The organism is Ruegeria sp. E8, assembly GCF_056533985.1.
Window position 1 is genome coordinate 1 of the sequence record NZ_JBQFOY010000007.1, and the last position, 12,793, is coordinate 12,793.

Genomic DNA, 12,793 nt, shown 5'->3' on the forward strand with positions numbered 1-12,793 from the left:
CCTCAATCGCCTTGTCCTCGGGGATCGAGATCTCATACCCGTCCTCGCCGGTATAGCCCAGACGCGAGATGCGGCATTCGACACCGTTGATGTCGGCCACGGTGGTTTCCATGAACTTGAGATCGCGCGCCGCGGGGCAGAGTTCCCCCACCACGTCTTCGGCTTTGGGGCCCTGGACCGCGACCAGCGCCCGGTCGAAGATCTCGGTCACTTCGACGCCGTCCAGGTGCTCACGCATATGCGGGATGTCCTGATGGCGCAGCGCCGCGTTCACCACCACGAAGTAGTGATCGCCCGCGTTCGAAACGATCAAATCGTCCATGATCCCGCCGTCGGCATTGGTGAAGAACCCGTACCGCGCCTTGCCTTCCTTCAGCGTCGCATAGGCCTGCGGGCACAGCGCCTCGAGCTTCTCGCCCACATTCTCACCCCGCAGGATCACCTGGCCCATATGGCTCACATCAAACAACGCCGCCTTCTCACGACACTGCTTATGCTCCCCCATAATCCCCATAGGATACTGAACAGGCATCTCCCAACCAGCAAAATCAACCAGCTTACCTCCCAACTCAACATGCAAATCGTAAAGAGGCGTGCGCTTAAGCAATGTCATGGCGGATACCTTGTCTCAGTTGATCAGAACGCATGCCCGCAGTCTGACCTAAGCTGCACATATTGCAACGATTCACCCCCGGTATTTTGGCGCAGCGCTTCCATCCGGACAGGTAAGTATACGGGCGTATGCATCAACAATGTTCCTATAGGAAACTTTTTTCCGTTAGGCAACATCTCCATCCCATCCACGTCAAAGACGGAATGAACCAACGGCCCCGAGCATAGCCTACCCGGGGACCTCTATCGAAAATACTGCATATTACCTGCACCTTATCGCCCTCGAGACCCGAGCAAGCGAACCGCATGATCCAGAACCCTGAGCCCGGCGACAAGGTCGTTTTCTGCGGTGTCTTCGGCAAAATCATGGCTGATTCCATTGATCGAAGGCACAAACAGCATCGCCACCGGCATCAGACGAGAGACATTGGTGGCGTCATGCAATGCCCCTGAAGGCATCCGGCGCCATTGCCCGGGCGCGACCTGCTCTGCGCCGTTTTCCAGCGCCTGACGCAGGTCCGGGTTCATGGCGACAGGCTCCAACCCCAGCATCGGGCCGTAGTCCAAGATCATACCTTGTTCCGTTGCGACCTGCTGAGCCGTGTCGCGGATGATCTCTTCCATCCGCATCAACCTGTCGGCATCGCCGTCACGCCATTGCATCGAGAACCGCACGCGCCCTGGCACGATAGAGGACGCATTGGGATGCAGGTCGACGCGCCCGATGGTCCAGACGGTTTGCGGCGTCACCACATTGAGAAACCGGTCATTGAGCCGCGTATTGAACAGGGACAGAGCCTGAAAGGCATCCCGGCGCAGATGCATGGGAGTAGTGCCGGCATGGTTCTGCTGCCCCTCGAAACTGATGGACATGTCGCGGATTCCAACGATGTCGGTGACAACGCCGATCTTTTCACCAGCTGTGTCCAGCGTGGGACCCTGTTCGATATGCATCTCGATGAAACCCGTGAAGCGGGCCGGATCGACGAAATCCTGCGATAGGTCGGCCATCGACGCGCGCGCCGATCCAAAGCTGATGCCGGCGCCATCGGTCAGACCATCTGCCTTCTGCAGAGATAACCCGCCTGACCAGACCGCCGATCCGGTCGTCACCCCGAACCGCCCTTCTTCGTCCTGAAAGCTGACGACCGAGATGGGTTGATCGCAGGACCGTGCAATCTCCAGCGCGGCGATCACGCCCAGCGCACCGTCCAGCCAGCCGCCCTCAGGCTGGCTGTCGGAATGCGAGCCCATCAGCAGGGACGCACCCGGAGCCAACCCAAACAGATTGCCCACAGGATCGAAATGCGGGGTCAGGCCAGCCTCAACCATACGTCCGGCAAGCCATTGGCGGGCGGCAATGTCTGCCTCGGAATAGGCCGGTCGGACAACGCCCTTGCCCACGCCCGACGCCCCGAATTCGCGCAGCTTGTGCAGGTCGGCCAGAAAACGGGTGTGATCGATATCCATAGGTTCCTCCGGCGTGTTGACTACGCCGACCATAGCCACAAACCGATCCGCAGACAGGAGTTTTTTCGAGCGCGTGCGAAACCCCTCTGGCCCCGCCTCCGAACCTGCCCTAAGACATCTGCGCAAGAGGGACCGACATGTCACATATCACACTGGTGCGCCACGGGCAGGCCAACACAACTGCACGGGATGAAGAGAACTATGACAAGCTCAGCGATTTGGGTCATCAGCAGGCCCGCTGGCTGGGCGCGCATCTGCATAGCACGCGGGCCCATTATCCCCGTGTGTATTGTGGCACCCTGACCCGGCATGTTGAAACCGCCGCCAGCATGGGCTTGCCGGAACCCGTTCGCGACGCCCGCCTGAACGAGATCGAATACTTCACCCTCGCCAAACTGTTCGAAGAACAGCACGGTGTTGTGGTTCCGACCGACCGCGAGGGTTTTGTCGAACACCTGCCGAAAACCTTTGCCGCCTGGGCCAATGGCGAAATCAGCGGCACGCCGGAAACTTTCGTGGATTTCGAAAACCGCGTTTCCAGCGCGCTGCGCGAGATCGGAACCGAGGGCGGGCCGGCCATTGTCGTGACCTCGGGCGGGCTGATCTCGATGGTGGTGCGGCAGGCGATGGGGCTGGACATTCCGGCGATGGCGCGGGTGGCCCTTGCCATCATGAACACATCGCTGCATCGTCTGCACCCGATCGGTGCCCAACTGAGCCCGGTTCTGTTCAACGCTGTGCCGCATCTGGAAGCACCGGACCGGCAATACGCGCAGACGCATCTTTAACCGGATCGGAGATATTCGATGCAGCTTTACTATGCCCCCCGCACCATCTCGGTCGCTGTTGCTATCGCACTGGAAGAGGCCGGGCTGGACTACGAGGCCATCAAGCTGGATTTCGCCGAGGGCGAGCAGACCAAACCCGCCTATAAGCAGATCAACCCCAAGGGCCGGGTTCCTGCGCTGGTGGTCGATGGCGGCATCCTGACCGAAACCGGTGCCTTGTTGGATTACATCGCGGCGGTTGCCCCACAGGCCGGGTTGGTGCCCGGTGATCCGGTCATGGCCGCTCGGATGCGGGAAGTGATGTATTATCTGGCGTCGACCATGCATGTGAACCACGCGCACAAGCTGCGTGGCGCGCGTTGGGCGGACAAGAAAGCCAGCTGGAAGGACATGAAGGATAAGGTGCCGCAGACGATGACCGCATCCTGCGAATACATCTGTTCAAACGGGCTGCGCGGGCCGTTTGTGCTGGGTGAGGCGTTCTCGATGGCCGATGCTTATTTGTATGTGGTGAGCAGCTGGCTGGAGGGCGACGGGGTTGATGTCTCGGCCTTTCCCAAGATCATCGCCTTCCGCGAGGCGATGGAGGCACGGCCCTCTGTACAGGCTGTCAAAGCCGCAGGAATGCTCTGACAAAAGGAAGTAGAATGACACATCTCTGGGTCCGGGCAGAACAGCGCCCGAACGAAGAACGGGTCGGGCTGACCCCAGAAGGGGCCGCTGCGCTGATCGCGGCAGGTATACGCGTGACGGTCGAGGAAAGCCATGTCCGCGCCATTCCGATTGATGGATACAAGGACGCGGGCTGCGAGATCGCACCCGAGAATTCCTGGCCCGAGGCCCCGCTGGATGCGATCATCTTCGGCCTCAAGGAACTGCCCGAGGACGGCACGCCCCTGCCCCATCGTCACATCATGTTCGGTCACGCCTTCAAAGGTCAGCATTCCGGCCGTGCGTTGCTGGAACGGTTCAAGGCAGGCGGCGGCACGCTGTATGATCTGGAATATCTGGTGGACGAAACCGGTCGCCGGGTGGCCGCTTTTGGCTATTGGGCCGGGTATGCGGGTGCGGCGGTGACGCTGAAAACATGGACCGCGCAGCAACGGGGCAAGGAATGCCCGCCCGTGGGTGTTTACCCGAGCAAGGATGCGCTGAACGCCGAGTTGCTGGCCAAGTTAGACGCGACCGGTGCCGAACGTCCCCGCGCCATCGTCATCGGCGCGCTGGGTCGCGTGGGAACGGGTGCTGCCGATCTGTGCGAGGCGATGGGCGTCAGCGTCACCAAATGGGACATGGCCGAGACCGCCAGCGGCGGGCCGTTCCCCGAAATCCTCGACCACAATCTATTTCTGAACTGCATCTTCGCACGCCCCGGCACGCCGGTTTTCGTCCCGCGCGACGCGTTGACCGCCCCGCGAAACCTGACTGCCATCGGCGACGTGGCCTGCGACCCGGACAGCGATTACAACCCGGTGCCGGTCTATGACCGCGCTACCACGTGGGAGGCCCCGGCGTTGCGGGTGGCCACCGACCCGGTGATGGACGTGATGGCCATCGACAACCTGCCGTCGATGCTGCCGGTCGAAAGCTCGGAAGACTACGCGGCGCAACTGCTGCCCTCTCTGCTGACGCTGACCGATCTGGACAGCGGCGTCTGGGGTCGGGCTGAAGCAACTTACAAAACGCATATTGAAGGACTCTGAACGATGACCATTCATTGGTGTGGCACCGGCCTGTCGGCCATCCCCGGCCTGCGCCGCCTGATCGAAGGCGGCCACAAGGTCACCGTCTGGAACCGGACCATCGGCAAGGCCAAAGCCGAGGTCGGGGACCTGACCGACGACATCCGTGCCTTCGACATCGACGCTTTGGGCGAGGTGTTGGAGAAAGACGATGTGATCGTGTCCATGCTGCCGGGTGACTGGCACGTGCCTCTGGCCGAGCTGGCCATTTCCAAACAGGCCAACTTTGTCTCGTCGTCCTACATCGCGCCCGAGATGCGCGCGCTGGATGTCAAGGCACGCGAGGCCGGTGTGGCGCTGGTCAACGAGGTCGGTCTGGACCCGGGCATCGACCACCTGATGGCCCACGCATTGGTCGCGGATTACCGCGCCTCGGATGCGTTCGACTCGCAAAACCACCTGAGTTTCATTTCCTATTGCGGTGGTATCCCCAAGAACGCCAACCCATTCCGCTACAAGTTCAGCTGGTCGCCACTGGGCGTGCTCAAGGCGTTGCGGTCTCCGTCGAAATCGATCCGCGACTACGCCCCGCTCGACGTTGCCCGCCCCTGGGACGCGATCAGCAGCTATATCGCCCCGTTGCCGACGCCGGAAAGCTTCGAGGTTTATCCGAACCGCGACTCGATCCCCTTCATGGCCGAGTACCAGTTCGAGGAACATTGGCCGGTCAAGGAATTTGTCCGCGGCACCCTGCGCCTGAACGGCTGGGCCGATGCGTGGTCGGACGTGTTCACCGAGATCGAGACCTTGTCCGGCCCCGAAGGGGATGCCCGCCTGAAAGAGATGTCGGACCAGTTCTGGGACGAAAACGCCTATGACGAAGGTGAACCCGATCGCGTGGTCCTGTGCGTTGGTCTGAAAGCCGAGAAAGATGGCGCTGAGGTCTGGAACAAGACCTACGTTATGGACGCCTGGGGCGACGAACGCGGCACGGCAATGGCGCGTCTGGTATCGATTCCGGTCTCATTGGCTGTTGAAGCGGTGTTGAACCGGGCCATCCCGGCTGGTGTTCACGCGGCCCCCAGCGACCCGAAGCTGGTGCAGGGATGGATGGGCGAGATCGATAAGCTGGCCCAGCATCTGCAAATCGTCGATCACACAGCCTGATCGCAACAAAAAAGCCATTCCAGATTTGCTGGAATGGCTTTCATTGGTCTTCGTAAGGCATGTTTACCTCGTCTTGACTGTCTTGACCGGGCCTTCAGATATACCGCTCGATCGTGTCTTCGATATCGCTGCGGTTGATGCCGAGTTCCGACAACTGATTGTCAGTCATGGCGTTCAGATGCTGCGCGGCGCGGACAATGTCGGGGCTGATCGCCCGAATTCGCATGGCGCGGTCGAAAAGCAACAACGCGCTTGCAGCCGGACCCGGTTGATTGGTTGGTGGGATAACGTCAAACATACTGGTACCTCACTAATGGGATTATAGGGATCGGATTCAGTTCACGTCGGATGCGCCATCACTGACGGTAAGGCTTGTTGTGATACACACTGTCATACGCGCACCGCTTGATCTGATCCCGCTGGACGCCGATGTCGGCCAGTTGCTGATCGTCGAGCTTTTCCAGATCCCGCACGGTTTTCGAGAAAATCCGGCGGCGAAAATGCTCAACCTTTGCATCCGCGTAGTTTGAAAACAGGCCGTCAAACAGGCCTCTGTGGGTGTCTACAGTTTGTGTATGTGCCATGTCTTGTTCCTCCTGAATTTGATGTGGATTGTCGTCCTGACATCAAATTTGGGAAGGCTGCCTTAACGTTACCAAAGCAGTTCATTAAGGTTTCTTTAAGACTGGCTTGAAGGAAAGTGTCAGCGGGCCTGGCCCGCTGAGCAGGCTACATCAGATCGTTTTCAACATCCTCGGCGGATATCCCCAGCGCATCCAGACCGTTCTCAAGATGATCGGACATATGCGGGGTGCCGATCAGGTAATCGGCGCAGGGGGTCGAGGCCTCGGACTTGGCGGTGGCAATCGCTTCGGCCAGGTCTTCGGCGAAAAAGCTCTCGCGGCCGATCCACATGATGGCAACCAGTTCGGCCTGCTCGTCTTCGCTCATGCGTTCGATAAAGGCGCGCATTTCACCTTCTGCCCGGTTCAGCTCGCGCCCCATCAGGGCGACCTGAGCGACTTTTCTTGCCGAAATTTCCAACATGGATCAGTTCCTCGTGTTCGCGGTTGTTACTCCATCACAACCACCGAACGAGGGGCGAGTCTTTGATCTTACGCAAACCCTGCGCTAGTGCCGGACGCGCGAAACCGGCTGGTCCGGCACCGGTTCTCTGCGAAACGGGCGAAAGGTCGCCTTCTTTAGCCACAGTTTGAACGCCTGCCAGACGATCAGAGCAAAGGTTCGGCGGGCCCCAAACGGGCGCCGCAGCAAGGACCACAGGATCACCCGATTCGTCAGGGGCTGGCGCGGTCCGGTCAGTGTTGCGATCAACCCACCGTCAGCGCGGCCGTAATCGATCCAAACGCCGACCCGGTCCGGGCGATAATCAAATCGGAAGGTATAGCTGCCTTCGATCTTCTGAAAAGGTGAGACATGCATCAACTTGTCCGCCACCACCCGGTCAGACGGTTCGACCGGTGAGAAATCAGGTTTATGGCACAGGTAACTGTGGCGCGTGCCATAGGTATTGGTGACCTCAGCCACCACGGCATAGAGCTGGTCGCGATCATCAAAACAGAACCAGAAGCTGACCGGGTTGAACACATGACCCAGCACACGGGGTTGAGTCAAAAGCTGGATACGCGCCGGTTGCGCCACCGCCATGTCAGTGAAACGCGCGCGCACCCAGCGTGCACCTTCACCTTGGCCGGGCTCTCCCCCGTGATCGGAACTGCGCCAGTTCGTTACGTTCGCGCGATCCACCGAAAACAGCAAAGGCGTGTTCAGGTCCGCTTCGGGGTCCAGCAGGATGTAATCGACGGAATAGCGAAACGCGTTTTCAATCGCGCCCTTGCGCCCGTGGAAGGTATGACCCGCTATATGGTCTATTTCTTGCGCCATCCGCTGCTTTCTGACTTTTCTGTAAACACTTTGCACAGCACTGATTTCTTTCAGTTGCCGATATCCATGATACGGGAACCTGCACGATTTGGATCATAATGTCCCGATAAAGTGATCCGGCTTTGGCCGACCCGCGTAATGTGGTTATGTTTACCGAGATCGATACCGTGACCTTGGACGAACCTGCGGCTGAACCGGCCGCCCTTCAGCCTCGGCGCGCACAAAAACGCATCAAGGGTAGACGGGTGAACGGAACCAACGGAACGTGCGAAACCAGAACCGAATGGGTGGATCACGTCAAACGCATTCGCGACGCGCAGGATCAGGCGGCTTTTGCCGAGCTGTTCCAGCACTTCGCGCCGCGCATCAAGGCGTTCCTGATGAAGTCAGGATCAGACGCTACGATGGCAGAAGAATGCGCGCAGGAGGTGATGGCGACCTTGTGGCACAAGGCCCATCTGTTTGACCCGTCGAGGGCAACGGTGGCCACCTGGGTGTTCACGATCGCTCGGAACAAGCGCATTGACGTGCTGCGCAAACAACGCCGCCCCGAACCGGAAGAACTGGGATGGGGTCCCGAGGCAGAGCCTGATCAGGACGACGTCATTGCGCTGCAACAGGAAACCGCGCAGCTGCGCACCGCCTTGTCGGCGTTGCCGGAGGCGCAGCGAGAACTGATCGAGAAGGCGTATTTTGGCGATCTGAGTCACCGGGAAATCGCGTCTCAGACCGGGTTGCCGCTCGGAACGATCAAATCACGAATTAGGCTGGCGCTGGACCGCTTGCGCCATGCGATGAACTGAGATGAGTATGATGAACAAGTCGATCAAACATCACCTGACAGATGACCTGCTGATGGCTTATGCCGCAGGCAGTCTGCCCGAAGCGTTCGATCTGATGGTCGCCACGCATCTTTCCCTGTGCGACCACTGCCGCGCGCGGGCTGAAAGCTTTGACGCTGTGGGTGGGCATGTTCTGGAAGAACAGACTGCGTCCGTCGCCATGAGTGACGCGTCTCTGGCCGCGACGATGGCCTTGATCGCCCAGGGCGCACCGGCCCCCAAGCCGACGCAACCGGGTTGCACTGTGCTCCCGGCTCCGCTGCAGGATTATGTGGGTGGAACCGTCGAAGACATCCGCTGGAAACCGATTGGTATGGGTGTCAAACAGGCCATCCTGCCGACCACCAAAGAGGCCACGGCCCGCCTGTTGTTTATTCCGGCCGGTGTCGCCGTCCCAGATCATGGGCATCATGGTATGGAACTGACGATGGTTCTGCAGGGCGCGTTTTCGGACGAAGTAGATCGCTTCGCCCGTGGCGATGTCGAAATCGCTGACGAGGATTTGGAACACACGCCCGTGGCGGATATCTCGGAAGATTGCATATGTCTGGCCGTCACGGATGCACCGTTGAAGTTCACCAAGCTGATGCCTCGCTTGTTCCAGCCGTTCCTGCGCATTTAAGTTCGCGGAGGATGATTGCAGCGGGCATACATTGAAAGGAAAGGTCTTGATCGGAAGATTGCTTTTGTCTGTCCTTCTGCTTGCGGTCGCGCCCGCCGCCTCTGCCCAAATGACGGCCGAGGTGCAGTTTGAGCCCGGCAATTTTGGCACCATGGTCAGCGGGACGGTCACTGGGGATGAATACTCCGACTACAGACTGGGTGCCAAATCCGGTCAGAAGATGTTCGCTGACCTTCAAGTCAGCGACACCAACGGAAACGGTGTGATCTACTTCAACATTCTGCCGCCCGGCAGCGACGGGGTCGCGATCTATAACGGATCGATCAACGGCAACACAGCACTGATCGATCTGCCCGAGGATGGGGAGTATACGATCCGCGTCTATCTAATGGGCAATGACAGGGACACCGGCAAAACCGTGGGGTACAATCTGGACCTGTCGATCCAGTAGACCTCAGCCTTCGTGACGCGCCAAGGGCACGACGTCCGGTTCGGCCTCAGCTGCGATTTCTTCAAAGTCGAAATTATCCAAGCGCTGCGCCCGGCGGCCAGCTTTCTCGGCGCTGATTTTGATTTCCGAAATATCCTTGGCCGCTTGCCCGAAATGACGATCCAGGTTCGAGACGCGATCCCCCAGACGCTCCACATCCTTGTGCAGCATCCCCAGTTCTTTCCGGATCGCACCGGCCTGTTCGCGCATACGGGCATCTTTCAGGATCGCCCGCATGGTGTTCAACGTGGCCATGCAGGTGGTGGGAGAAACGATCCAAACCCGCGCGGCAAACCCTTCTCGCACGACATCGGGTAAGCGAGCGTGCAACTCGGCATAAATCGCCTCGGACGGTACGAACATCAACGCGCCGTCTGCGGTTTCACCATCAAGAATGTACTTCTCGGATATGGCCTTGATATGCACTTTCACGGCGGCACCAAACGCCCGCAGGCATCTTTCAACATCTGCCTTGGTCTGCGCGGCGGCAAGCGCTTCGAAATCTTCCAGCGGGAATTTCGCATCGATCACGATGGGCCCAGGCGGGTTCGGCAGGTGGATCAGGCAATCCGCCCGCCTGCCATTCGACAAGGTGGCCTGCAGCGAATAGCTGTCCGCAGGCAGCGCTTTGGACACGATGTCGTTCAGCTGAATCTCCCCAAACATCCCGCGCCGCTGCTTGTTCGACAGGATATCCTGCAACGACAGCACGTCACCCGACAGCTTGGTGATATTGTCCTGCGCCTTGTCGATGGCGGCCAGACGTTCCTGCAACTGCGTCAGCGAGGTCGCCGTCTGTTTCGACGAACCGTGCAGGGTTTCCTTCATCCGTTCCTGCATCTCGGCCAGCGCGCGGGCCGATTTCATGGCGTTGTCCGCCAGCCGGTCGTTCATCTGCTGCTGAACCGAAGACAAGCGCGCCTCGACCGTCTGGATCACCTGCACCTGTGCATTGGCCTGCGTGTCCGAGACATGCTGCAAGCCGCCGCGCAGTTGTTCCTGCCCTTGTCCCAGTTGCTGCACGTGCTGACCCAGATGCGCCATCTGCCGTGCCAGAGGTTCCGTCATCCGGGCCGAGCGATTGGCCGCCCGCAGCGACAGAAATAGCAGCAGCAGAACCAGCGCCACCACCCCGCCCGTGACCAGAATCACGGGGTCATTCAACGCTATTTCAGTGCCTGCAATCTGGATCATGGCGTTCAGTTTGTTCTCGTTTTGTTTCTATCTTCTTAATGCTTGTCCGAAATCAAATCAACTGCGTCCGAACAGGCGTTCGATATCGCTGAGTTTGAGTTCAACATAGGTCGGTCGTCCGTGGTTGCACTGGCCGGAATGGGGCGTCGCCTCCATCTCGCGCAGCAGGGCGTTCATCTCTTCGGCCCGCATCCGGCGGCCGGACCGGATCGAACCGTGACATGCGACGCGGCTGAGAATCGCCTCGATCCTGGCCTGTACCTTCTGGCTTTCGCCCTGATCGGCCAGCTCGTCCAGAACATCGAGTATCATCGCGCGGGCATCAACCTCACCCAGAATGGCAGGGGTTTCGCGCACGGCAATGGCCCCTCCGCCAAAGGGCTCGATGGTCAGGCCAAACCGCGTGAGATCATCAGAAACCGCCATCAGACGGGCGCAATCACCTTCGGACAGCTCCACGATTTCCGGGATCAGAAGCGCCTGTGCAGCAACGCCGTTATCGGCCATCTGCGTTTTCAGCTTTTCATAAACCAGCCTCTCATGCGCGGCGTGCTGGTCGACGATCACCATCCCATCAGCTGTCTGGGCGATGATGTAGTTTTCATGCACCTGCCCGCGTGCAGCGCCCAGTGGCAGATCCTGCGCCTGAGGTTCCTGAACCTCAGCGGTCGGTACAACCGGGGTCGGATCGACAATGCTGCCGCTGTAATCATTGGCCAGTTCGGCGAAACCCGGAGCCTGTGCACGATACGCCGCCTGACGAGCCGCAGGGGACGGGCGCTCCATCTGATAGACCCGCGCGGGGGCAGGCTGTACGGGTTCCGGTCGCATCGCCCCCAAGGTCGCGTTGGCCACGGTCGAGGACGCCCGATGCCCGGCCTCGGCCAAGGCATGGCGCAGGCTGGACACGATCAGGCCCCGCGCGATACCGGGATCACGGAACCGAACCTCGGACTTGGCCGGGTGGACGTTCACATCCACCAGCGTGGAGTCGCAGTCGATGAACAGTGCCGCCGCCGGGTGACGATCGCGGCTAAGGAAATCGAAATAGGCCGCCCTCAGTGCACCGGTCAGCATCTTGTCACGTACCGGACGGCCATTGACAAAGAGGTACTGCGCCACCGCAGCGCCCCGGGAATAGGTCGGCAAGGCAGCATAGCCATAGAGCCGGATGCCTTCACGCGTGGCGTCGATCTGCAGAGCGTTCTCGGCAAAATCGCGCCCGATCACGCGGGCCAGACGGGCGTGGAGCGCATCGAAGAGGTCTCCGTTCTCGCGATCCGCGCGGAAGGTCACACGCCCCTCTCCCCCGCCGGAGACATCGCGCAGGGTGAAGGTCACCGAAGGTTCGGCCATGGCCAACCGTTTCACCGTGTCGGTGATCGCCTGTGCTTCGGCCCGATCCGTGCGCATGAATTTCAGCCGGGCGGGCGTGGCGAAGAACAGGTCGCGCAGTTCGACCACCGTGCCCGCGCGCAGGGCGGCGGGTTTGACCGCATCCATCTTTCCACCCGCGACGTGGATCTGTGCCGCATCCGCGCCCGGCACACGGCTGGTGATGGTAAGACGCCCGACCGCGCCCAAAGAGGGCAGAGCCTCACCCCGGAAGCCGAAGGTGTGGATGTTGAGCAGATCCGACCCGTCAATCTTTGACGTGGCGTGGCGAGACAAGGCCAGCGGCAAATCTTGGGCCGCGATACCGCACCCGTCATCCGTCACACGGATCAGGGTCTTGCCGCCATCGGCGATGTCGATGGCAATCCGCGTGGCTCCGGCGTCGATTGCGTTCTCGACCAGTTCCTTGACCGCCGAGGCCGGTCGTTCCACCACTTCACCGGCAGCAATCCTGTTGATTGCAGCATCATCCAGTTGTCGGATGACCGGGCGATTTTCGCTGATATTGGGGTTTGCCTGCGCCATACCCCTAGACCTAGCACAGTCGCATACGATTCTGCCACCGGTTTGCGCAGCACGTTTTGAAGGTAGGGGGCGTCCGGATGACCGCGAATGACGCTTCATTC

15 protein-coding genes are annotated in these 12,793 nt (G+C 60.0%); 7 read left to right on the forward strand and 8 right to left on the reverse strand.

What is annotated here, in order from left to right; genetic code table 11:
• Positions 1-613: aminomethyltransferase family protein (locus ACR0LF_RS11150; RefSeq protein ID WP_480579948.1), on the reverse strand; the 613-nt coding region annotated here is incomplete at its 3' end.
• A gap of 272 nt (positions 614-885) precedes the next feature.
• Complete coding sequence (locus ACR0LF_RS11155) at positions 886-2,082, reverse strand: Zn-dependent hydrolase (RefSeq protein WP_480579946.1); 1,197 nt, start codon at positions 2,080-2,082, stop codon at positions 886-888.
• A 137-nt stretch (positions 2,083-2,219) separates the two neighbouring features.
• Here ACR0LF_RS11155 and ACR0LF_RS11160 point away from each other — a divergent pair, with 137 nt between their 5' ends.
• Genes ACR0LF_RS11160 through ACR0LF_RS11175 form a run of 4 tightly spaced genes read left to right on the forward strand, consistent with a single transcriptional unit; the run spans position 2,220 to position 5,719 of the window.
• Positions 2,220-2,870 (forward strand): histidine phosphatase family protein, encoded by a 651-nt coding sequence (locus tag ACR0LF_RS11160; protein ID WP_480579944.1) that lies wholly within the window; start codon positions 2,220-2,222, stop codon positions 2,868-2,870.
• 18 nt (positions 2,871-2,888) lie between these two features.
• The gene (locus ACR0LF_RS11165) at positions 2,889-3,503 is read left to right on the forward strand and encodes a glutathione S-transferase family protein (protein ID WP_480579942.1); all 615 of its coding nucleotides are present in this window, start codon (positions 2,889-2,891) and stop codon (positions 3,501-3,503) included.
• A 14-nt stretch (positions 3,504-3,517) separates the two neighbouring features.
• Positions 3,518-4,573, forward strand: a complete 1,056-nt coding sequence (locus ACR0LF_RS11170; protein WP_480579940.1) for a saccharopine dehydrogenase — start codon at positions 3,518-3,520, stop codon at positions 4,571-4,573.
• A 3-nt stretch (positions 4,574-4,576) separates the two neighbouring features.
• Positions 4,577-5,719: a saccharopine dehydrogenase family protein gene (locus ACR0LF_RS11175; protein ID WP_480579938.1), complete on the forward strand. Its 1,143-nt coding sequence runs from the start codon at positions 4,577-4,579 to the stop codon at positions 5,717-5,719.
• Between the two features lie 94 nt (positions 5,720-5,813).
• Here ACR0LF_RS11175 and ACR0LF_RS11180 read toward each other — a convergent pair whose 3' ends face one another.
• From ACR0LF_RS11180 to ACR0LF_RS11195, 4 genes are all read right to left on the reverse strand, one after another.
• Positions 5,814-6,017 (reverse strand): DUF1127 domain-containing protein, encoded by a 204-nt coding sequence (locus tag ACR0LF_RS11180; RefSeq protein WP_480579936.1) that lies wholly within the window; start codon positions 6,015-6,017, stop codon positions 5,814-5,816.
• 58 nt (positions 6,018-6,075) lie between these two features.
• Complete coding sequence (locus tag ACR0LF_RS11185; protein WP_480579934.1) at positions 6,076-6,303, reverse strand: DUF1127 domain-containing protein; 228 nt, start codon at positions 6,301-6,303, stop codon at positions 6,076-6,078.
• A gap of 145 nt (positions 6,304-6,448) precedes the next feature.
• Positions 6,449-6,766, reverse strand: coding sequence for a DUF3775 domain-containing protein (locus ACR0LF_RS11190; protein WP_480579932.1), 318 nt, complete (start codon positions 6,764-6,766; stop codon positions 6,449-6,451).
• Positions 6,767-6,850: 84 nt separating this feature from the next.
• On the reverse strand, positions 6,851-7,624 hold the full coding sequence (locus tag ACR0LF_RS11195; protein ID WP_480579930.1) for a DUF1365 domain-containing protein: 774 nt from the start codon (positions 7,622-7,624) through the stop codon (positions 6,851-6,853).
• 287 nt (positions 7,625-7,911) lie between these two features.
• On the opposite strand from ACR0LF_RS11195, the gene ACR0LF_RS11200 reads away from it, so the two are divergent.
• Genes ACR0LF_RS11200 through ACR0LF_RS11210 form a run of 3 tightly spaced genes read left to right on the forward strand, consistent with a single transcriptional unit; the run spans position 7,912 to position 9,539 of the window.
• Positions 7,912-8,427, forward strand: coding sequence for a sigma-70 family RNA polymerase sigma factor (locus ACR0LF_RS11200; protein WP_480579963.1), 516 nt, complete (start codon positions 7,912-7,914; stop codon positions 8,425-8,427).
• Between the two features lie 10 nt (positions 8,428-8,437).
• A complete protein-coding gene (locus ACR0LF_RS11205) occupies positions 8,438-9,088 on the forward strand; it encodes a ChrR family anti-sigma-E factor (protein ID WP_480579928.1) in 651 nt (216 codons plus the stop codon).
• A gap of 46 nt (positions 9,089-9,134) precedes the next feature.
• Positions 9,135-9,539 carry a hypothetical protein gene (locus tag ACR0LF_RS11210; RefSeq protein ID WP_480579926.1) on the forward strand — a complete coding sequence of 135 codons (405 nt, stop codon included), beginning with the start codon at positions 9,135-9,137 and terminating at the stop codon, positions 9,537-9,539.
• Between the two features lie 3 nt (positions 9,540-9,542).
• Here ACR0LF_RS11210 and ACR0LF_RS11215 read toward each other — a convergent pair whose 3' ends face one another.
• Together ACR0LF_RS11215 and mutL are read right to left on the reverse strand one after the other, a co-directional pair.
• Positions 9,543-10,772 carry a DNA recombination protein RmuC gene (locus ACR0LF_RS11215; protein WP_480579924.1) on the reverse strand — a complete coding sequence of 410 codons (1,230 nt, stop codon included), beginning with the start codon at positions 10,770-10,772 and terminating at the stop codon, positions 9,543-9,545.
• Between the two features lie 57 nt (positions 10,773-10,829).
• On the reverse strand, positions 10,830-12,692 hold the full coding sequence (gene mutL, locus ACR0LF_RS11220; RefSeq protein WP_480579922.1) for a DNA mismatch repair endonuclease MutL: 1,863 nt from the start codon (positions 12,690-12,692) through the stop codon (positions 10,830-10,832).
• Positions 12,693-12,793: the final 101 nt, after the last annotated feature.